The 18,780-nt window shown below is 71.7% G+C and carries 19 protein-coding genes, 1 tRNA gene and 1 pseudogene; 12 read left to right on the forward strand and 9 right to left on the reverse strand.

Annotation, left to right across the window (positions count from 1 at the left end; all coding sequences use genetic code 11):
* Positions 1-128: 128 nt before the first annotated feature.
* The 4 genes from ABZ135_RS11130 to ABZ135_RS11145 all read right to left on the reverse strand — a co-directional run bounded on the left by ABZ135_RS11130 (position 129) and on the right by ABZ135_RS11145 (position 4,611).
* Positions 129-1,013 (reverse strand): S-methyl-5'-thioadenosine phosphorylase, encoded by an 885-nt coding sequence (locus tag ABZ135_RS11130; RefSeq protein WP_356694170.1) that lies wholly within the window; start codon positions 1,011-1,013, stop codon positions 129-131.
* Between the two features lie 79 nt (positions 1,014-1,092).
* Positions 1,093-1,410 (reverse strand): FmdB family zinc ribbon protein, encoded by a 318-nt coding sequence (locus tag ABZ135_RS11135; protein WP_356694172.1) that lies wholly within the window; start codon positions 1,408-1,410, stop codon positions 1,093-1,095.
* A gap of 68 nt (positions 1,411-1,478) precedes the next feature.
* A complete protein-coding gene (locus ABZ135_RS11140; protein ID WP_356694174.1) occupies positions 1,479-2,759 on the reverse strand; it encodes an MFS transporter in 1,281 nt (426 codons plus the stop codon).
* A gap of 247 nt (positions 2,760-3,006) precedes the next feature.
* Positions 3,007-4,611 (reverse strand): potassium/proton antiporter, encoded by a 1,605-nt coding sequence (locus ABZ135_RS11145; protein ID WP_356694176.1) that lies wholly within the window; start codon positions 4,609-4,611, stop codon positions 3,007-3,009.
* A 239-nt stretch (positions 4,612-4,850) separates the two neighbouring features.
* Between ABZ135_RS11145 and ABZ135_RS11150 the strand changes: the two genes are divergently transcribed.
* Positions 4,851-7,583: a penicillin acylase family protein gene (locus ABZ135_RS11150; protein ID WP_356694178.1), complete on the forward strand. Its 2,733-nt coding sequence runs from the start codon at positions 4,851-4,853 to the stop codon at positions 7,581-7,583.
* 67 nt (positions 7,584-7,650) lie between these two features.
* Here the strand turns inward: ABZ135_RS11150 and ABZ135_RS11155 are convergent, their stop codons facing one another.
* A complete protein-coding gene (locus ABZ135_RS11155; protein ID WP_356694180.1) occupies positions 7,651-8,256 on the reverse strand; it encodes a 5-formyltetrahydrofolate cyclo-ligase in 606 nt (201 codons plus the stop codon).
* Between the two features lie 173 nt (positions 8,257-8,429).
* On the opposite strand from ABZ135_RS11155, the gene galU reads away from it, so the two are divergent.
* The 11 genes and pseudogenes from galU (at position 8,430) to ABZ135_RS11210 (ending at position 15,782) form a co-directional block, all read left to right on the forward strand.
* A complete protein-coding gene (gene galU, locus ABZ135_RS11160; protein WP_356694182.1) occupies positions 8,430-9,329 on the forward strand; it encodes a UTP--glucose-1-phosphate uridylyltransferase GalU in 900 nt (299 codons plus the stop codon).
* A 112-nt stretch (positions 9,330-9,441) separates the two neighbouring features.
* On the forward strand, positions 9,442-10,719 hold the full coding sequence (gene glp / locus ABZ135_RS11165) for a gephyrin-like molybdotransferase Glp (RefSeq protein ID WP_356694426.1): 1,278 nt from the start codon (positions 9,442-9,444) through the stop codon (positions 10,717-10,719).
* A 57-nt stretch (positions 10,720-10,776) separates the two neighbouring features.
* A complete protein-coding gene (gene moaC, locus ABZ135_RS11170; protein WP_345487503.1) occupies positions 10,777-11,262 on the forward strand; it encodes a cyclic pyranopterin monophosphate synthase MoaC in 486 nt (161 codons plus the stop codon).
* Positions 11,263-11,318: 56 nt separating this feature from the next.
* Positions 11,319-11,855, forward strand: a complete 537-nt coding sequence (locus ABZ135_RS11175; RefSeq protein WP_356694428.1) for a MogA/MoaB family molybdenum cofactor biosynthesis protein — start codon at positions 11,319-11,321, stop codon at positions 11,853-11,855.
* A complete protein-coding gene (locus ABZ135_RS11180) occupies positions 11,852-12,475 on the forward strand; it encodes a GNAT family protein (protein ID WP_356694184.1) in 624 nt (207 codons plus the stop codon). The genes ABZ135_RS11175 and ABZ135_RS11180 overlap by 4 nt, the downstream gene beginning before the upstream one ends.
* Before the next feature lie 153 nt (positions 12,476-12,628).
* Positions 12,629-13,681, forward strand: a complete 1,053-nt coding sequence (gene glpR, locus ABZ135_RS11185; RefSeq protein ID WP_356694186.1) for a gephyrin-like molybdotransferase receptor GlpR — start codon at positions 12,629-12,631, stop codon at positions 13,679-13,681.
* A gap of 27 nt (positions 13,682-13,708) precedes the next feature.
* Positions 13,709-14,038, forward strand: a pseudogene (locus tag ABZ135_RS11190) (transposase domain-containing protein); the annotation flags it as partial.
* 188 nt (positions 14,039-14,226) lie between these two features.
* On the forward strand, positions 14,227-14,682 hold the full coding sequence (locus ABZ135_RS11195; RefSeq protein WP_356694452.1) for a hypothetical protein: 456 nt from the start codon (positions 14,227-14,229) through the stop codon (positions 14,680-14,682).
* On the forward strand, positions 14,679-15,095 hold the full coding sequence (locus ABZ135_RS11200) for a hypothetical protein (protein ID WP_356694188.1): 417 nt from the start codon (positions 14,679-14,681) through the stop codon (positions 15,093-15,095). Before ABZ135_RS11195 ends, ABZ135_RS11200 begins: the two co-directional genes overlap by 4 nt.
* A 96-nt stretch (positions 15,096-15,191) precedes the next feature.
* Positions 15,192-15,265, forward strand: a tRNA-Ala gene (locus tag ABZ135_RS11205).
* Positions 15,266-15,509: 244 nt separating this feature from the next.
* Positions 15,510-15,782 (forward strand): hypothetical protein, encoded by a 273-nt coding sequence (locus tag ABZ135_RS11210; RefSeq protein ID WP_356694190.1) that lies wholly within the window; start codon positions 15,510-15,512, stop codon positions 15,780-15,782.
* An 80-nt stretch (positions 15,783-15,862) separates the two neighbouring features.
* On the opposite strand, the gene ABZ135_RS11215 is transcribed toward ABZ135_RS11210, so the two are convergent.
* Genes ABZ135_RS11215 through ABZ135_RS11230 form a run of 4 tightly spaced genes read right to left on the reverse strand, consistent with a single transcriptional unit; the run spans position 15,863 to position 18,596 of the window.
* Positions 15,863-16,324, reverse strand: a complete 462-nt coding sequence (locus ABZ135_RS11215) for a hypothetical protein (protein ID WP_356694192.1) — start codon at positions 16,322-16,324, stop codon at positions 15,863-15,865.
* A gap of 2 nt (positions 16,325-16,326) precedes the next feature.
* Entirely contained in the window at positions 16,327-16,833 is a 507-nt protein-coding gene (locus ABZ135_RS11220; protein WP_356694194.1) for a hypothetical protein, read from the reverse strand.
* A 29-nt stretch (positions 16,834-16,862) separates the two neighbouring features.
* The gene (locus ABZ135_RS11225; RefSeq protein ID WP_356694196.1) at positions 16,863-18,245 is read right to left on the reverse strand and encodes a hypothetical protein; all 1,383 of its coding nucleotides are present in this window, start codon (positions 18,243-18,245) and stop codon (positions 16,863-16,865) included.
* A 9-nt stretch (positions 18,246-18,254) separates the two neighbouring features.
* Positions 18,255-18,596 carry a hypothetical protein gene (locus tag ABZ135_RS11230; protein ID WP_356694198.1) on the reverse strand — a complete coding sequence of 114 codons (342 nt, stop codon included), beginning with the start codon at positions 18,594-18,596 and terminating at the stop codon, positions 18,255-18,257.
* Between the last annotated feature and the right edge of the window lie 184 nt (positions 18,597-18,780).

The raw sequence follows: 18,780 nt of genomic DNA on the forward strand, positions 1-18,780 counted from the left end.
TCACCCGGGCGAGCGATTGCCGCCGCGGGGCGGGGTCGGCGACGCTTGAGCCAGTCCGGTCCTCGCCGGCGGCCCGACCCCCGGCCGCCGGGGCCCGGGCGCCCCGGGCGGTCGCCGACCCCGGCCGCTCAGGGCAGTTCGATCCCCAGGTCCCACCCGTCGTGGGCCCGTGTGCACAGGCAGTCCCGGTCGAGCGTCGCGGGCAGCGCGTTCACCGCGTCGAAGAGCACGTCGCGCAGTCGGCCCACGTTCTCGCCGAACACGCGCATGACCTCGGTGTGCGAGACGCCGTCCCCGGTCTCCGCGCCCGCGTCCAGATCCGTCACCAAGGCGAGGGAGGTGTAGCAGAGTCCCAGTTCCCGGGCGAGGACGGCCTCGGGGTGGCCGGTCATGCCGACCACCGACCAGCCCGCGGCCGCGTGCCAGCGCGATTCGGCGCGCGTGGAGAAGCGGGGGCCCTCGACGACGACCAGCGTGCCGCCGTCGACCGGCTCCCAGCCCTGCCCCCGGGCGGCCTTCAGGGCGACCCGGCGCCCCTCGGGGCAGTAGGGGTCGGCGAAGGTCACGTGGACCACGTTCGGTATGGCGCCGCCCCACGCCTCCGGAAGCGGTTCTCCGTCGAAGTAGGTCTGCGCGCGGGCCTTCGTCCGGTCGACCAGTTGGTCGGGCACGACGAGGGTGCCGGGGCCGTACTCCTCGCGCAGACCGCCCACCGCGCACGGTCCGAGGACCTGGCGCACGCCGACCGAGCGCAGGGCCCAGAGGTTGGCGCGGTAGTTGATCCGGTGCGGCGGCACATGGTGGCCGCGGCCGTGCCGGGGAAGGAAGGCCACCCGCCGGCCGGCGACCTCGCCGACGAAGAGGGAGTCGCTGGGGCGGCCGTACGGGGTGTCGACCGGCACCTCGGTCACATCGTCCAGGAAGGAGTAGAAGCCCGAGCCGCCGATCACGCCGATGTCCGCGTACGAGTCGGTCGTCCGGTCCGTCGTGAGGTGGGTCGTCTGGGTCGCCATGACCGTCACCCTAGCCGTGGGGTGGAACGCCGCATGCCCCGCCGAACGGATCGGCGGGGCATGCGGGAAGAGCGGTGGATCAGGCGGCCGAGGTGGAGCTCGACGAGGTCGAGGCTGTCGACGACGTGGAGGACGCCGAAGAGGAGGTCGACGACGAAGAGGACGACGACGAAGACGACGAGGAGGACTTCGACGTGGCCGGCGAGCTGCTCGACGAGGAGCCGCGGCTGTCGTTCCGGTAGAAGCCGGAGCCCTTGAACACGATGCCGACCGCGGAGAACACCTTCTTCAGGCGTCCCTCGCAGTTCGGGCACTCGGTCAGAGCGTCATCCGTGAACTTCTGCACCGCCTCGAGGCCCTCGCCGCACTCGGTGCACTGGTACTGGTAGGTCGGCACTAGTCTTCCTCCTGGCACTCACACTCATCGAGTGCTAACGACGATCCATAGTGACGTATTCCGCGGGTTCAGTCCACCGCCACGGGAACTCGGTGACCGATACCACGTGCCGCGACCCGGCTCGCGGTGTGGGGCCGGAGCCGCGAACGGAGGGCGACCAGGGTGACGAGGGCGAGCACCGTGCCCGCCATCGGCACCAGGAATCCGGTGCTGGCGCCGTGGGCGTCGGCCAGCCGGCCGGCGACCGTGACGGCCGCGGCCTGGCCCAGGGCCACGGCACCGGTCAGCCAGGTGAATGCCTCGGTGCGGGCGGAGGCCGGGACCAGGGTCTCGACGATCGTGTAGCCGGTGATCAGCGCCGGGGCGATGCACAGGCCCACGACCAGGCCGAGGGCGCCGAGCAGCAGGACCGAGTGCACGGACCACAGGAGGGAGGCGGCGACGGTCAGACCGGCGTAGCCGAGGATCAGGCGGCGGCGCGGGCCGATCTTCCAGGCGATGGCGCCCATGGCGATGCCGGCGAGCATGTTGCCGGCCGCGAAGACGCCGTACAGCAGGCCGTTGGCACCGGGGTTGCCGATCTCCTCGGAGAAGGCGGTCAGCGAGACCTGCATGCCGCCGAAGACGGAGCCGATGCCGAGGAAGGCGATCGCGAGGACCCGGACGCCCGGAATGGACAGGGCGGAGCGGTGCGGCTCGCCGCCGGCGCGGCCGGCCTCGGCGCTCAGGCCGTGGGCGGGCTGGGTGCGGCGCTGGGCGGCGAAGAACAGGCCGCCGACCAGGGTGAGCGCGGCCTCGGCGATCAGGCCGGCCGCCGGGTGCACGCCGGTGCACAGGGCGGTGGCGAGGACCGGGCCGACGACGAAGGTGAACTCGTCCGTCACCGACTCGAAGGCGGCGGCGGTCGGCATCAGGGGCGTGCCGTCCAGCTTCGCGGCCCAGCGGGCCCGGACCATCGGGCCGACCTGGGGCACCGAGGCGCCGGCGGGGACGGCAGCGAGGAACAGGACCCACAGCGGGGCGCCGGCCAGGGCCAGCGCGACGAGGAGGGAGACGGACGCGGTGTGGATGAGCACACCGGGCACGAGGACGGCCCGCTGGCCGAAGCGGTCGGCGAGCTTGCCGCTCTGCGGGGCGAACAGCGCCATGGAGACGCCGGTCACGGCGGCGACGGCGCCGGCGCTGCCGTAGGAGCCGGTGGTGTGCTGGACGAGCAGGACGATGCCGATGGTCAGCATCGCGAACGGCTGCCGGGCGGCGAAGCCCGGGAGGAGGAAGGAGAGTGCACCGGGGGTACGGAACAGTTGTCCGTATCCGGGCCGCTTCTCGGAGACGACCGTGGACGCCACGGTCCATGCCTTTCTGCCGCCTGGTAGCGGACCCGGGCACGGTGGTGCCGGCGTCGCCGAGAGCTGTCCTCTTGCGCGGAACTGCGGTAGATACCGGGCTCCACTGCGGAGGGTGCCTCGGCCGCCATACGGTCGCGCCAGCTCTGCGTCAGGCAGAGTTGGTTCGATCAGGTGTGCCTTCATGGTACAGGGAAAGAGCGTCTTCCCGCCTGGGAAAACGCCCTCGCACCTGAATTAATGCCTCGGATTAACCGGATGTTCGCCTGGACCGGCTCCGGAACGGGTGCCGGAGGAGGTTCTGGGACCGGTCCGGGGCGGAAGCGGCGGTGGCGCCGCCGGTGCCGAGCCAGCCGGCCAGCTTGCCGCCCTGGCCGACGGCCCGCAGCCGGCGTTCGGCGGCGTCCCTGACCGGGTCGGTGGCGACGACGAGCAGTTCGTCGCCGCGCCGCAGCACGGTCGCGGGGCCCGGGACGAAGCTCTTCTCGTCCCGGACGACCAGGGTGACGGCGGCGCCGGCGGGCAGCCGGAGCTCGGCGACCTCGACGCCGTGCATCTTGGAGCCTTCCGGGATCGCCACCGAGAGCAGGTGGCCGCGCAGCCGCTCCAGGGGCGCGGACTCGACGCCCAGGTCGGCGGCCTCGGCCTGATCGCCGAGCCGGAGGGCCTTGGCCAGCCAGGGCAGGGTCGGGCCCTGCACCAGGGTGTAGACGACCACCAGCACGAAGACGATGTTGAAGATCCGCTCGCTGCCCGCGATGCCGGACACCATCGGGATCGTGGCCAGGATGATGGGGACCGCTCCGCGCAGGCCGGCCCAGGACATCAGGGCCTGCTCCTGCCAGGGGATGCGGAAGGGAAGGAGGCTGACGAACACCTCCATGGGCCGGGCGACCATGGTGAGGACGAGGCCGATGACGACGGCCGGCCAGAAGTCGCCGATGAGCTTGTGGGGGGTCACCAGCAGGCCGAGCAGGACGAACATGCCGATCTGGGCGATCCAGCCGAGTCCCTCGGCGAAGCCGCGGTTGGCGGGAGCGTGCGGCAGCTTGGCGTTGCCGAGCACCATCGAGGCCAGGTAGACGGCGAGGAAGCCCGAGCCGTGGGCCATGGCACCGGCGGCGTAGGCGACGACGGCGATGGCCATGACGGCGATGGGGTAGAGGCCCGAGGCGGGCAGGGCGACGTGGCGCAGCCCGTAGGCGCCGAGGAAGCCGACGGCGAGGCCGATGGCGGCGCCGATGGTGAGCTCCAGGGCGATCTCGCCGACCAGCACGTACCAGGCGTCGACGTGGCCGACGGTGGAGAAGGCGACGACGAGGATGACGACGGGGGCGTCGTTGAAGCCGGATTCGGCCTCCAGGACACCGGTGACGCGGGAGGGCAGCGGCACCTTGCGCAGCACGGAGAAGACGGCGGCGGCGTCGGTGGAGGAGACGACGGCGCCGATGATGAGGGCCTGCTGCCACGGCAGGCCGACGAGGTAGTGCGCGGCCGTGGCCGTGATGCCCACGCTCACCGCGACGCCGACGGTCGACAGCACGGCCGCCGCGGGCAACGCGGGCTTGATCTCCTTCCACTTGGTGCCCAGGCCGCCCTCGGCCAGGATCACCACCAGTGCGGCATAGCCGATCACCTGGGTCAGTTCGGCGTTGTCGAAGGCGACGTTGCCGATGCCGTCCTGCCCTATGGCGACCCCGATACCCAGGTAGAGCAGCAGGCTGGGGAGCCCGCTCCGGGACGAGATCCGCACCGCCGCGACAGCGATGAGCAGCACGAGGGAGCAGATGAGCAGGAGTTCGTTGAGCTGGTGGACAGTCAGTGGCCGTTCCTTCCCCTCGCGTGGTGACGGCACATGCGTCGGCACATGGTGTCGGCATATGACGTGGATCGGTGGCCGGATCGTTCCTCCAGCCCCGACACTTCGTTACCTTACCTAATCTTTAACGCTTTCTTGACGCCTCCTTGGTGTCCCTTCGCACGCCAGTGCGTATAAGTACGGTTCTCTTCCTGACACCGCGTCCGGGCCCTCCGGGCGCTGCGCCTAAGGTTGCTCCCGTACTCCAGGACCACCCTGCCCCTCGAAGGACAGCGATGCCCTCCAACACGACCGCGCCCCCCGCCAAGAAGAAGGGGCGGCGTGCCCGCCTGATCGTCCTCGCCCTGGTCCTCGCTCTGGTCGCGGGCGTCGGATGCGGAGCGTACTGGGGCGTCAGCACCGTCCGGGGCTCGTTCCCGCAGACCACGGGGACGATCCGGATCGACGCGCTCTCGGCCCCGGTCGAGGTCAAACGCGACGCCCACGGCGTCCCGCAGATCTACGCCGACACCGAGGCCGACCTCTTCCGCGCGCAGGGCTACGTCCAGGCGCAGGACCGCTTCTACGAGATGGACGTCCGCCGCCACATGACGGCCGGCCGCCTCTCCGAGATGTTCGGCAAGAGCCAGGTCGACACCGACGCCTTCCTGCGCACGCTGGGCTGGCGCCGCGTCGCGCAGCAGGAGTACGACAAGGTCCTCTCGGCGGAGACCAAGAAGAATCTCCAGGCATACGCCGAGGGCGTCAACGCCTATCTCAAGGGCCGGGACCCGTCCGACATCTCCGTCGAGTACGCGGCCCTGGCCTTCAGCAACGACTACACCATCGAGCCGTGGACCCCCGTCGACTCGGTGGCCTGGCTCAAGGCCATGGCCTGGGACCTGCGCGGCAACATGCAGGACGAGATCGACCGCTCGCTCATGACCAGCCGGCTCACCCCCGCCCAGATCAAGGACCTCTACCCGGGCTACCCGTACGAACTGCACCAGCCGATCGTCGACAAGGGCGCCGTCGACAAGACCACCGGAAAGTTCGACCCCAAGGCCGACGCGAAGGACGGTGACGACGGCGGCACCACCGGCGGCGGCGACGCCGCCCAGGGCATCCAGTCCCAGCTCGCCGCCCTCTCCGAGAGCCTCGACGACATCCCGGCCCTCCTCGGCCCCAACGGCAACGGCATCGGCTCGAACTCCTGGGTCGTCTCCGGGAAGTACACGACCTCCGGCAAGCCGCTGCTCGCCAACGACCCGCACCTCGCCCCGATGCTGCCGTCCCTCTGGTACCAGATGGGCCTGCACTGCCGCTCCGTCTCGGCCACCTGCCGCTACGACGTCGCCGGCTACACCTTCTCCGGCACGCCCGGCGTGATCATCGGCCACAACGACTCCATCGCCTGGGGCCTCACCAACCTCGGCGCCGACGTCACCGACCTCTACCTGGAGAAGATCGGCACCCAGGGCTACGTCGTCGACGGCAAGGTCAAGCCGTTCACGACCCGCGACGAGGTCATCAAGGTCACCGGCGGCCCCAACCGCCCCATCACCATCCGCTCCACCGAACACGGACCGCTGCTCTCCGACCGTTCCTCCGAGCTGGAGAAGGTCGGCCAGAAGGCCCCCGTCGGCAACGCCGCCCCCGACCGCGGCACCGGCTACGGCGTCTCCCTGCGCTGGACCGCCCTCCAGCCCGGCAAGTCGATGGACGCCGTCTTCGCCCTCAACCGCGCCAAGGACTTCACGAGCTTCCGGGCCGCCGCCAAGGACTTCGAGGTCCCCTCGCAGAACCTCATCTACGCCGACACCGAGGGCAACATCGGCTACCAGGCGCCCGGCAAGATCCCGGTCCGCACCAAGGCCAAGGGCTACGACGGCACCCTGCCCGCGCCGGGCTGGGACTCCTCGTACGACTGGAAGGGCTACATCCCCTTCGACGAGCTGCCCTACGAGTACAACCCCGACCGCGGCTACATCGTCACCGCCAACCAGGCCGTCGTCGACGAGAAGAAGTACCCCTACCTGCTCACCCGCGACTGGGGCTACGGCTCGCGCAGCCAGCGCATCAACGACCTCATCGAGTCGAAGACCAAGGACGGCGGCAAGATCTCGCCGGACGACATGCGGACCATGCAGATGGACAACCGCAGCGAGATCGCGACCCTCCTCAACCCCCTCCTGCTGAAGATCGACATCGCCGACCCGCAGGTCCGCGAGGCGCAGAAGCTCCTGGAGGGCTGGGACTACACCCAGGAGCCCGACTCGGCCGCCGCCGCATACTTCAACGCCGTCTGGCGCAACGTCCTCAAGCTCGCCTTCGGCGACAAGCTGCCCAAGGAACTGCGCGTCGACGGCGAGTGCATCACCGTCCGCGTCGTCGACACCACCGCCCCCGTCGACGAGCAGAACAAGCCGGTCCGCGAGTGCGGCGAGCGCGACCCCGACTCCGCGCAGCCGGACGGCGGCGACCGCTGGTACGAGGTGGTCCGCCCGCTCCTCAAGCAGGAGAAGAACGCGTGGTGGAAGACCCCGGGCGACCGGCTGAACGCCCCCACCGAGACCCGTGACCAGCTCCTCGCCCAGGCCATGAAGGACGCCCGCTGGGAGCTGACCGCCAAGCTCGGCAAGGACGTCTCCACCTGGAGCTGGGGCCGGCTGCACCAGTTGACCCTGACCAACCAGACCCTCGGCACCGCCGGACCCGGCGTCGTCCAGTCCCTGCTCAACCGCGGCCCGTGGAACCTGGGCGGCGGCGAGGCCGCGGTCGACGCGACCGGCTGGAACGCGGCCGGCGGTTACGAGGTGATCTGGGTGCCGTCGATGCGGATGGTCGTGAACGTCGGCGACTGGGACAGGTCCCGCTGGATCAACCTCAGCGGCGCCTCCGGCCACGCCTTCCACAGCCACTACACCGACCAGACCGACATGTGGGCGAAGGGCGAGCTGCTCGACTGGCCCTACGGGAAGGCGGCCGTCGAGGCCACCACCCGCGACACCCTGACGCTCCAGCCGTAAGGCCCCTCGGCGGCGCCGGCCCCCCGCCAGGGCCGGAGCCGTCCAGGACCGGCCCGCCCGGGCCGGCTCAGCGCTCGAAGCGTCGGACCCCCTCCGGGGTCACCACCGCGTGCACGGGGTGGTCGTGCGGTTCCTCCGGGACCCGCGCGACCACCTCGTTCGCGTACAGCAGCACCACCAGGGCCGGATCGGCGCCCGCCCGCGAGAGCCGGGCGAGGACCCGGTCGTACGAGCCGCCGCCCCGCCCGAGCCGCATCCCGCGCCCGTCGACCGCGAGCCCCGGCAGCAGCACCGCGTCCGCCCCCACGACGGTCTCGGGCCCGAGCCGCGTCCCGACCGGTTCGAGCAGTCCGCGCCCCGCCCTGGCGAGGGACCCGGCCCCCTCGTACTCCGCCCAGTCGAGGTCGTTGTCGGGCAGGAGCACCGGCAGCAGGACCCGTACGCCCCGCTCGCGCAGCGCGTCGAGCAGCGCGCGCGTGCCCGGCTCGCGCCCCACCGAGACGTACGCCGCCACCGTCCCCGCGTCCGCCAGCTCGGCCAGTTCCAGCGCGTGTTCCGCCAGTAGTCCGGCGGCCCGCGCGGTGTCCTCGCCCGTCAGCGCGGCACGGGCGGTCAGCAGGGCACGGCGCAGGAGCGCCTTCTCGGACGATTCCGCACGCTCATGGACAGTCACAGCGGCTCGGATTCCTCTGCTCTCGGGCGGGAGCGGTACGAGACCGGAAAGACCGGAGAGGCCGGAGAGACCAGAGAGGCCGGAGGAGGCGGTGGGGGAAGCCGTGGGCATCCCTGGCCATTCCTCCGCTTTCCCCGTATTCCTTCCCATACCGAACGGCTAGGGTGCTCCGCATGACTCAGACGCCGTCCCTCACCAAGGCTGTCATCCCCGCAGCCGGCCTCGGCACCCGGTTCCTGCCGGCCACCAAGGCGACGCCCAAGGAGATGCTGCCGGTCGTCGACAAGCCGGCGATCCAGTACGTCGTGGAGGAGGCCGTCGCGGCCGGCCTCTCCGACGTCCTCATGATCACCGGCCGTAACAAGCGCCCGCTCGAGGACCACTTCGACCGGAACTACGAGCTGGAGGAGGCGCTGGTCCGCAAGGGCGACGACGAGCGCCTGGCCAAGGTCCGGGAGTCCAACGACCTCGCCACCATGCACTACGTCCGCCAGGGCGCCCCGCGCGGTCTCGGCCACGCCGTGCTGTGCGCCGCCCCGCACGTGGGCGACCAGCCCTTCGCCGTCCTCCTGGGCGACGACCTGATCGACCCGCGCGACCCGCTGCTCGCGCGCATGGTCGAGGTGCGTGAACGGTTCGGCGGCAGCGTGATCGCGCTCATGGAGGTCGACCCGGCGCAGATCCACCTCTACGGCTGCGCGGCCGTGGGCCCGACCGCCGAGTCGGACGTGGTGAAGGTGACGGGCCTGGTCGAGAAGCCCGAGCCGGCCGAGGCGCCCAGCAACCTCGCCGTCATCGGCCGCTATGTCCTCGACCCGGCCGTCTTCGCCATACTGCGGGAGACCGAGCCGGGCCGCGGCGGCGAGATCCAGCTCACCGACGCCCTGCAGAAGCTCGTCCAGGACGAGCGGGTCGGCGGCCCGATCCACGGCGTCGTCTTCAAGGGGCGCCGCTATGACACCGGGGACCGTGGCGACTATCTGCGTGCCATTGTCAGACTGGCGTGCGAACGTGAAGACCTGGGGCCGGACTTCCGGACCTGGCTCCGCAGTTTCGTCAGCGAGGGGATGTAGCACCTTGAGCAGCAGCGGTACGGCACCGTCGGACCACGGCCACTCCGGACCGTCGGACGACGGCCACTCCGGCGAGGGGCCCGGCGACCCCTGCGCGGGTCCGGCCCGCGGTCTGTGGTCCGTCGACGAGCACCTCGACGACATCCTGGCCGCGGTCGCCCCGCTGGAGCCCATCGAGCTCCAACTGCTCGACGCCCAGGGCTGCGTCCTCGTCGAGGACGTCACGGTGCCGGTCGCGCTGCCGCCCTTCGACAACAGCTCCATGGACGGATACGCGGTCCGGGTCGCCGACGTGGCCGGGGCGAGCGAGGAGTTCCCCGCCGTCCTGACCGTGATCGGCGACGTGGCCGCGGGCGCCGGCGGGCTGCCCGAGGTCGGCCCCGGCCAGGCCGCCCGCATCATGACCGGCGCCCCGCTGCCGCCCGGCGCCGAGGCCGTCGTCCCCGTCGAATGGACCGACGGCGGTACGGGGGAGGGCGCCGCCGGCGCCATGCGCCCGGCCAGTGCCGCACCCGAGGGCGCGGCCGGCGAGGTCCGCGTCCACCGCCCCGCCGAGGCCCGCGCCCACGTCCGCGCGCGCGGCAGCGACGTCAAGGCGGGCGAGCTGGCCCTCGCGGCCGGCACGGTCCTCGGACCGCCGCAGATCGGCCTGCTCGCGGCGATCGGCCGCGGCACCGTGCGCGTCCGTCCCCGCCCCCGCGTGGTCGTGATCTCCACCGGCAGCGAACTCACCCAGCCCGGCGAGCCCCTGACCGACGGCCGGATCTACGACTCCAACAGCTTCGCGCTCGCCGCCGCCGCCCGCGACGCCGGAGCCCTGGCCTACCGGGTGGGCGCGGTCGCCGACGACGCCGAGTCGCTGCGCGCCGCCATCGAGGACCAGCTCATCCGCGCCGACCTGCTCGTCACCACGGGCGGCGTCAGCGTCGGGGCGTACGACGTGGTGAAGGAGGCGCTGACGGCGGACGGCGAGGTCGACTTCCGCAAGCTGGCGATGCAGCCGGGCAAGCCGCAGGGCTTCGGCGTGATCGGCCCCGATCACACCCCGCTGCTCGCCCTGCCGGGCAACCCCGTCTCCTCCTATGTGTCCTTCGAGCTCTTCGTGCGCCCCGCCATCCGCGCCCTGATGGGTCTCGCCGACCGGCCCGACACCCAGCGGCCCCGGGTCCGCGCCGTGCTCAAGGCCGACCGGGCGCTGTCCTCGCCGGCCGGCCGGCGCCAGTTCCTCCGGGGGACGTACGACGCCGAATCGGGCACCGTCACCCCTGTGGGCGGCTCCGGCTCCCACCTGATCGCGGCGCTCGCCCACGCGGACGCGCTGCTCGTCGTACCGGAGGAGGCGACCGAGGTCGAGCCCGGCACGGAGCTGGAAGTGGTCCTCCTCGGCTGAGGGGGCCATGGTGGGGGTACGGTGTCGTCCCACACAGCGACCGGGAGTGTCACCGCCATGAGCACGCAGCAAGGACTCACCCACATCGACGAGGCGGGGGCGGCCCGCATGGTCGACGTCTCCGGGAAGGACGTCACGGCCCGCACCGCCCGCGCCAGCGGCCGCGTCCTGGTCTCGCCGCGCGTGATCGAGCTGCTGCGCGGCGAGGGCGTGCCGAAGGGCGACGCGCTCGCCACCGCCCGTATCGCCGGGATCATGGGCGCCAAGAAGACCCCGGACCTGATCCCGCTCTGCCACCCGCTGGCCGTCTCCGGCGTCACGCTGGACCTGACGGTCGCGGACGACGCGGTGGAGATCCTCGCGACGGTGAAGACCACGGACCGCACGGGCGTGGAGATGGAGGCCCTGACGGCGGTGTCGGTGGCGGCGCTGACCGTCGTCGACATGGTGAAGGCGGTCGACAAGGGCGCGGTCATCTCCGACGTACGGGTGGAGGAGAAGACCGGAGGCAAGTCCGGCCACTGGACGCGGAGCGCGTCGTGACGCGGGCGGGCAAGGTGTCCGGGGCGCACGGGCCCGAGGAGCAGGCGCCGGCGGCGCTGGGGAACAACGTCGGCGGTGCCCTTGTCGCCCCGTACCGTGCTCTCGTCGTGACCGCCTCCAACCGGGCGGCCGCCGGCGTGTACGAGGACAAGGGCGGCCCGCTGATCGCCGAGGCGCTGCGCGGCATGGGCTTCGCCGTGGAGGGCCCGCAGGTCGTCCCGGACGGGGCGCCGGTCGAGGCGGCGCTGCGGGCCGGGGTCGCGGCCGGGTACGACGTGATCATCACCACCGGCGGTACGGGCATCTCGCCCACCGACGAGACCCCCGAGGTCACCCGGCGCGTCCTGGACCGGGAGATCCCCGGCATCCCGGAGGCGATCCGCGCGTACGGCCGCGAGAAGGTGCCCACGGCGGCGCTCTCGCGCGGTCTCGCCGGCGTCGCGCGGGGCACACTGATCGTGAACCTGCCCGGTTCGACGGGCGGGGTCCGCGACGGGCTCGCGGTCCTGGAGCCGCTGCTGCGGCACGCCGTCGACCAGATCCGCGGCGGTGATCACCCGAGACCCGCGTCGGAAGCGGGCCCGGCGTCATGATCCCGTCCTGGCCCGTGGTCCTGGTGGACGGCGATGTGCTGCTCCGCCCGATAAAGATGCGCGACCACCGGGCCTGGCGCGAGGTGAACCGGCGCAACCGCGAGTGGCTGCGCCCGTGGGAGGCGACCGTCCCGCCGCCCGCACCCGGCGGCCCGGTGGCGCAGCGCCCCACGTACCGTCAGATGGTGCGCCATCTGCGGGCGGAGGCGAACGCGGGCCGGATGCTGCCGTTCGTGATCGAGTACCAGGGACGCCTGGTCGGGCAGTTGACGGTGGCGGGAATCACCTGGGGTTCGATGTGCTCGGGCCATGTGGGCTATTGGGTGGACAGTGAGGTGGCCGGGCGGGGCGTCATGCCGACGGCGGTCGCGCTCGCGGTGGACCACTGTTTCCGGAACGTCGGACTGCACCGGATGGAAGTCTGCATTCGCCCGGAGAACGGGCCCTCGCGGCGGGTCGTGGAGAAATTGGGATTCCGGGAGGAGGGGCTGCGGCCCCGGTACCTCCACATCGACGGTGCCTGGCGTGACCATCTGGTCTTCGCGCTGACGGCGGAGGAGTGCCCGGAGGGGTTGGTGCGCCGCTGGCACCAGGCACGTCGCCAGCATCCCGCCACCTGATCAGCTATTCCAATAAGTGTTCGAATTTAATCGGCAGTTGACCCTCAATCGATCTGAACAATCACAAAAAAGTTCAGTGATATCAGCCAGATCGTGCGACACACCGGGCCAATTGGCCGATGCCCTCACCCGAACCCCTCTACCGTGTGAGGCGTGAGCAGCAGCGGCCTCATCTACGCAGTCATCGTCGGGGCCTGGGCCGCCTACTTGGTGCCGATGTGGCTCCGCAGGCAGGACGAGCTGAACGAGGCCCGTCCGACGGAACGCTTCAGCACCGCCATCCGGCTGCTGTCCGGACGGGCGGGCATGGAGCGCCGTTACGCCAAGGAGCTCAGGGACCGGGACCGGGCGGCGGACGGCGCGGCGCCCGACGTGGACCCGGACGCGGAGACCGAGCATCTGAGCTCGGTCGACGTCCGGGACTTCTGCGCGCCCGCGGCCAGGACGGAAGCCCGGCTGGAGATCCCCGAACCGGCCCCGGTGGCCCCCGCCCCGGCCCCGTCGCCCGCGCCCGCGCGGCGCGGGTCCAGCGCGGCGGCCGAACGGGCCCGCAGAGGCAAGGTCCTCGCCCGGCGCCGGCGCACCACCGTGATCCTCTTCCTCGCCTTCACCCTCGGCGCGATCGTCGCCGCCGTCGGCGGGCTGGCCTTCCTGTGGGCGCCGGCGGTCCCGGCCGTGCTCCTGAGCGCGTACATCGTCTACCTCCGCGTCCAGGAGCGGCGGCGCTTCGTCTACGTGATGGACCGCCGCAACGCCGAGGCCGCCGCGGCCCGTCTGCGCGAGAGCCGCCGCCCCGCCCCGGCCGCCGAACCGGAACCCGCCGCCCCGGCCCCCACGCCCGCCCCGACGCTCTCCCCCCAGGAGGCGGACCGGCGCGCCTTGGTGGAGCAGACCGACCACGCCGAGTGGGTGGACCAGCAGCGCGACCGCGGCCCCGCCCGCGGCGACAGTTGGGACCCGGTCCCGGTGCCCCTCCCCACGTACGTCACCGCCCCGGTCGCCCCGCGCGCCTCGGGCGGCGTCGACATCACGGACCCGGAGACCTGGAGCTCGGCCCGCTCCTCCACGGCGGCCGACCCGACCCCACCCCCCACCCCGGCCCCCCGCCAGCGCACCACCCCACCCCGCCCCCGCCGCGACCACGGCCGCACCCCCCTCTTCGACCAGTACGCAGACGACGACCGCCCCCGCGCGGCCAACGAGTGACGACCGGCCGGGGGCCCGCGACGGCCAATGCAGTTGCCTTTGAGCTGCGGGAGTCGTTGCCCCGCGTGTGACGGGGTGGGGCGCGGGACAGCGGGTGCGGGTCGGGATCCTGACGAAGGTGTTCACTGCCGAGCTGGTCGACGCGGCGATAGCCAAGCACGACCGTGCCGGCGCCGACTCCTGTCGGCTCGGCTGGTCGTGTACTTCGTCCTGGCCCTGTGCCTGTTCGCCCGGGAGTCGTACGAGGAGGTGCTGCGGGTGCTGACCAGCGGCATCCCGGGCAGCCGGGCCCTCGCTCGGGTGAACCGGTCGTCGCTGTGCCGGGCCCGCGCCCGCCTCGGCGAGGACGTGCTGGAGACCGTGTTCCGCCAGGTGGCCGGGCCGCTCGCCACCCCGGACACGCCGGAGCGTGGTGGCGGGGGCTGCGGCTCCTCGCCCTGGACGGCACCCAGTTCGATCTTCCGGATTCGACGAGCAACGGCGACACCTTCGACGGCCCCTCCACCACCGGCGGCGTCCCTTTCGGTTTCCCCCAGGTCAGGGCGGTGGTGCTGGCCGAGATCGGAACGCACGGAGTCCTCGATGCCCGCCTGGGCGGCTACCGCGACGGCGAACGCAGCCTCGCCTACCCACTGGCCGGCTCCACCGGCCCCGGCGACCTGGTCATCGCCGACCGCGGCTTCTGGTCGGTCGAGTTCGCCCACGTCTTCACCGCGGCCGGCGCGGATCTACTGGTCAGGCTCCAGTCCAACCACCTCGGCACTGTCCAGGGAGAGCTTTCGGACGGCTCGTATCTGTCGCTGGCGCAACCGGGACTGTCCACGCGCGATCAAGAAACCGAACCGTTGGCCTGTGCTGAGGACCCGTGCCAGACGCGGCACGGTCCAGTCCGGCCGCTGGGCCCACAACCCGACCTCGAAGCCGAAGAGCACCCGCAGGGCCGGAAGGCCAGCACTCAGCGGATAGCGTTTCTCGTGAATCTCGGGTTGGGAGCGCTATGAGCTGGGACATTCTTCTGCTGCCGCTGCCTGCGGACGTCACGTCGATCGACGACCTTCCAGCCGATCACGAGCCGCCTCCCATCGGAAGCCGGTCCAGCGTCCACAAGGCCCTCAGGTCAGCTGTGGGTGAGGTGGACCTGACCGATCCCACGTGGGGCGAGTTGCTCGGTCCGACCTGGGTGATCGAACTCGGAATCGGCGAGCACGACCCCGTCGAGTCGGTCATGCTCCATGTCCGGGGCGGGGAGGACGACGTGCTGCCCGTGATCTTCCATATCTCCAGAGCCCTTGGCTGCCGCCCCTTCGACTGCTCGACCGGTGAGCTGCTCGCGGACGATGCCCAGGCCAGATGGAACGCCTTCCAGTCCTTCCGGGACAGCACGATCGCGTCTGACTCGTTGGGCGAGCCCTAAGGCAACTGCATTGGCCCGCGACGGCCCCCGGCTGACCTGCGGCGGAGCGGATTTCCAACTTCGCCGGTGGGGATGCTAATGTTTCACACGTCGCAAGGGCCTGTGGCGCAGTCTGGTAGCGCACCTCGTTCGCATCGAGGGGGTCTGGGGTTCAAATCCCCACAGGTCCACAGACACACGAGATCCCGTCCGATCGCAAGATCGGGCGGGATCTCGTCGTTTCATGGGCGTTCGAGCTTGTTCGGGGGTGGGTGGCGGTGTGGCGGATCTGGCGAGTTGCCGGTTCGGAGCCAGGAAGCCGGTGGCGTCCGGTGCTGGTCGGTGGGGTGGCCGTGCTCACCGGGCTGGTGGCCGGGTGTGCGGGGGCGGCGGGGAGCGGCGCACCGGCAGGGGCTGCAGGACGACGGTCTGATCATGGCGTTCCTTCTCCCCACGGGAGAGGTGGACACGTTCGTCGCACAACTGAGGCCGGAGGAACCACTCGGCCTGCGGGAACAGCCACTCGCCCGCAAAACGAATCCCTCGACGCCGTTCTCGCACCTGGGGGTGCCGGAGCCCGATCTGCTGGCGAGGGTCCGCGAAGGTCAGGTGTGCGCTCCGTGCGAGGGCGATCTCAACTGGCTGAAGGTCGCGGTGGTCCAGGTCGACGACCGCCGCAGCCGGGTCTACGTCAGCGGCGTCGACTGAGCGCCGTCCGGTGAGCACCGGAGGCCGGCGGGCAGGGGCCCGCCGGCCTCCGGCCGGGTGGGTGGGTGGCCGGCGGAGTGTCAGAGGCGGAAGAGGACGCCGCGCCAGGTCCAGCCCGCTTCGAGGACGGTCCGACGCAGAGGGTCCTTCATCTCGCGGGTCTCGAAGCGGAAGGTCTCGACCCGGTGCTCGCGGCCGTCCGGGCCCTTCTGCTTCTCCCACACCCGGTAGACCGCGTTCGCGGGTCCGCGGGAGTGCTGGCCGCGGGTGTGTTCGCTCTGCAGGATCTCCCACTGCTCGTCGAGCGCCCGCACCTCGTGCTTCGCCGCGTCCAGACGCATGCGGGTCCGGAGCCGTACGCGCAGCTGGGGGAGCCGGCATTCGGCGACCAGGTCGCCCTCCTTGCCGGTGCCGTTGCGTACGACGAAGAGGACGTCCGGGCCGTTGAGGGCGAGCAGCGCCGAGCGGACCTCCTGGGCCGTACGGGGCGGCGTACCCGCGTCGGGGTGCCGGGTGCCGAAGTAGCCGTCGAGGATCCCCACGCCTACGCCCCCGCTCCGGCGTCCGGATCCGGGCGCACCGTACGCACGAAGTCCTGGAAGTCCCCGATGACCTCGTCGTGCTGCGCCGCCGTGGCGGTCAGGGACAGCCGGATCACCGCCCGCCGGTGCGGGTCCCGTACGTCCGCGAAGGTGAGGAACACCTGGGACTGCACGAGGTCGTGCGGCGTGTCGCCGACGATGCCGGAGAACGTCAGCCGCTGGGTCAGCGCGGGAGCGTCCGCGGAGCCCACCTCGCGGCGGAAGTCCACGGCGACCGGCCCGACGGCCTCGCCGAGGCGCCGCGCCGACGCGTCGGCGAGTTCCGGCAGGGTCACTTCCGGCGGCGGAACCTCGCCGGAGATGGTGATGTTGGCGCTGAAGCCGGCGTCCGGGTGCGGACGCACCGCGGCGAAGGCCACGTCGGGGACGTCGACGCCGTCCGGAGGCGCGGCCGGAAGCCAGCCCTCCGGCAGGCGGAACTCGATCGGCACCGGCAGTGTCATGGGCATCGTGGGCCCTCCTTCCCGAGCGAAGTACATCAGGAGAACCACCCTCCGACGGTGTCCTTGACGGAGCCGGCGGCGTCACCGACCGCGTCGACCCCGTCGCCGACGAAGCCGCCCACCGCGTCGGCCGCGTCACCGACGCTCTTGCCGACCTTGTCCGGATCGACGGTGAACTCCAGGCCGAGGGCGCCGCCCAGGGCCGGGGAGAGACCCACCTTGCCGCCGAACTTGTACACGCCGTCGTCGTTCTTCTCGTAGCCCCACTTGGCCTCGGCGCCGGGGCCCGCCCAGCCCTCGGCCGTACCGCCGATGCCGATGCCGGCGATCTCGAAGCCTCCGGCCACGGTGCCCTTCGCCCCGGCGAAGGCCTTCGCGTTGACGCCGACGCCGTCCTTGCCCGCCTTGAGTCCGGCGCTCGCCTCGGCACCGGCGAAGCCCTCGGCGCGCCCGTAGACACCGGCGTACGGGCCGTACTCGGCGCGCCCCTCGGCGAGTCCCCGGAGTCCCACCGACGCCTCGGCCTTGGCGACGAGCCCCGCGTCGGTGACGCCGAGGTTGGCGGTGGCCCGGGCGCCTCCGTAGGCGTCGGCGATGCCGGAGAGCTTCCAGTCGCCGTTGGTCAGCGATCCCTCGGCGGTCGCGTGGAAGAGGTCGGCGGCGGCCTTGACCTGGCCCTCCTTGCCGTACTTGGGGCCGACGACCTTGAACTCGGCGCCGGGGCCGGTCACATCGGCCTTGCCCTCGGACTTCCAGCCGTCCGTCTTCGTCGTCGGGTCGTCCTTCGCCTTCGCCGCCGCGGTGGCCTTCGCGAGGTCTCCCTCGGCGTGGGCGTTGAACCCGCCGAAGGTGGCGTCGTTGCCCTTGCCGAAGGCGTCCTTGTTGCTGTCGACGACGGCGGCGGCCAGGGCCGTGCGGACGTTCTGGTCCGCCTCGCCGACGGCCTTGACCCGGTCGTCGATGTGCCGCTGCCACGAGGCGACGGACTCGCGGATCATCGTCTCGCCGTCGGGGTCGTGGTGGTACGCGCTGCGCTCGGACGGGGTGAGCTTGGACCAGTCGAAGGCGACGCGTCCCTGCTCGGACACGGTCATACCGGCGGCGATCGCGTCGTCGCGGGCGCTCTCGAGCTTCTTCTTGAGGTCCGTGAACTTCTCGTGCGCGTCCCGCAACAGGCTCGCGATGGCCTTGGCCTGGCTCTGGGCGGCGGCGTACTCGTACCGGGTCGCGGCGAAGTTCGTCTGCGCCACACCGGCGCTCACACCGGTCCACGTGGGACCCATGGAGATCTTCTGGACGCTGTCGCCGTAGCGGGTCTCGACCTTGCCCAGCTCGCCCGCCATCGTCTCCCAGGCGGAGGCGGCCGACGTCAGCAGGCCCAGGTTGGTGGTCATGATCTCGTGGTAGGTGGTCGACATCGCAGCCCCCTACAGGTGGTTCAGCTTGGACTGGGCGATCAGCTGGTTGCCCACGCCGGTGTCGTTGCCGGTGAAAAGGCCCGAGGCGCCACGCAGCGCGTTCTTCTCCGCGGCCAGACGTCCCATCAGGGTCCTGACCTGACGGTCCCAGGTGTCCGCGACCGTCTTCAGACCGGCGGCCGTCTCCCATCCGTCGAAGCCCTTGCGGGCGTTCTCGGTCGCTGTGTCGGCCCGCTCGGCGGCCTTCTTCGTGTTCGGCTCGAGTTCGTTCTCGATGGTGCCGGCCGCCGCCTTCTTCTGCGCCGGCGTCGAGGCGAAGTCCGCCGCTCCCGGCCCGGAACTCGTTGTCATCGTGCAACCCCCGTCGCGCCTTGTTCCAACAGGCTGCGATCATATGTTCGCAAACACCGGCCTTTGCAATCCCCCTGCGGTGTACGGACGATGACGATGAGTCGAGCCGTGCTCCGGCGGCGAGGTCGTCCGCCGGAGCACGGCTCTGTGGGTGCGGTGCGGTGCCCGACTGTCGAGGCGTCAG

The organism is Streptomyces sp. NPDC006339 (assembly GCF_040612775.1).
Taxonomy (GTDB): Bacteria; Actinomycetota; Actinomycetes; order Streptomycetales; family Streptomycetaceae; genus Streptomyces.

Bases quoted from the DNA above. Each gene is read 5' to 3' on its own strand.
- ABZ135_RS11130 (WP_356694170.1), bottom strand. From the start codon at position 1,013: ATGGCGACCCAGACGACCCACCTCACGACGGACCGGACGACCGACTCG.
- ABZ135_RS11150 (WP_356694178.1), top strand. From the start codon at position 4,851: ATGCCCTCCAACACGACCGCGCCCCCCGCCAAGAAGAAGGGGCGGCGT.
- galU (WP_356694182.1), top strand. From the start codon at position 8,430: ATGACTCAGACGCCGTCCCTCACCAAGGCTGTCATCCCCGCAGCCGGC.
- moaC (WP_345487503.1), top strand. From the start codon at position 10,777: ATGAGCACGCAGCAAGGACTCACCCACATCGACGAGGCGGGGGCGGCC.
- ABZ135_RS11180 (WP_356694184.1), top strand. From the start codon at position 11,852: ATGATCCCGTCCTGGCCCGTGGTCCTGGTGGACGGCGATGTGCTGCTC.
- ABZ135_RS11200 (WP_356694188.1), top strand. From the start codon at position 14,679: ATGAGCTGGGACATTCTTCTGCTGCCGCTGCCTGCGGACGTCACGTCG.
- ABZ135_RS11210 (WP_356694190.1), top strand. From the start codon at position 15,510: ATGGCGTTCCTTCTCCCCACGGGAGAGGTGGACACGTTCGTCGCACAA.
- ABZ135_RS11220 (WP_356694194.1), bottom strand. From the start codon at position 16,833: ATGCCCATGACACTGCCGGTGCCGATCGAGTTCCGCCTGCCGGAGGGC.
- ABZ135_RS11225 (WP_356694196.1), bottom strand. From the start codon at position 18,245: ATGTCGACCACCTACCACGAGATCATGACCACCAACCTGGGCCTGCTG.
- ABZ135_RS11230 (WP_356694198.1), bottom strand. From the start codon at position 18,596: ATGACAACGAGTTCCGGGCCGGGAGCGGCGGACTTCGCCTCGACGCCG.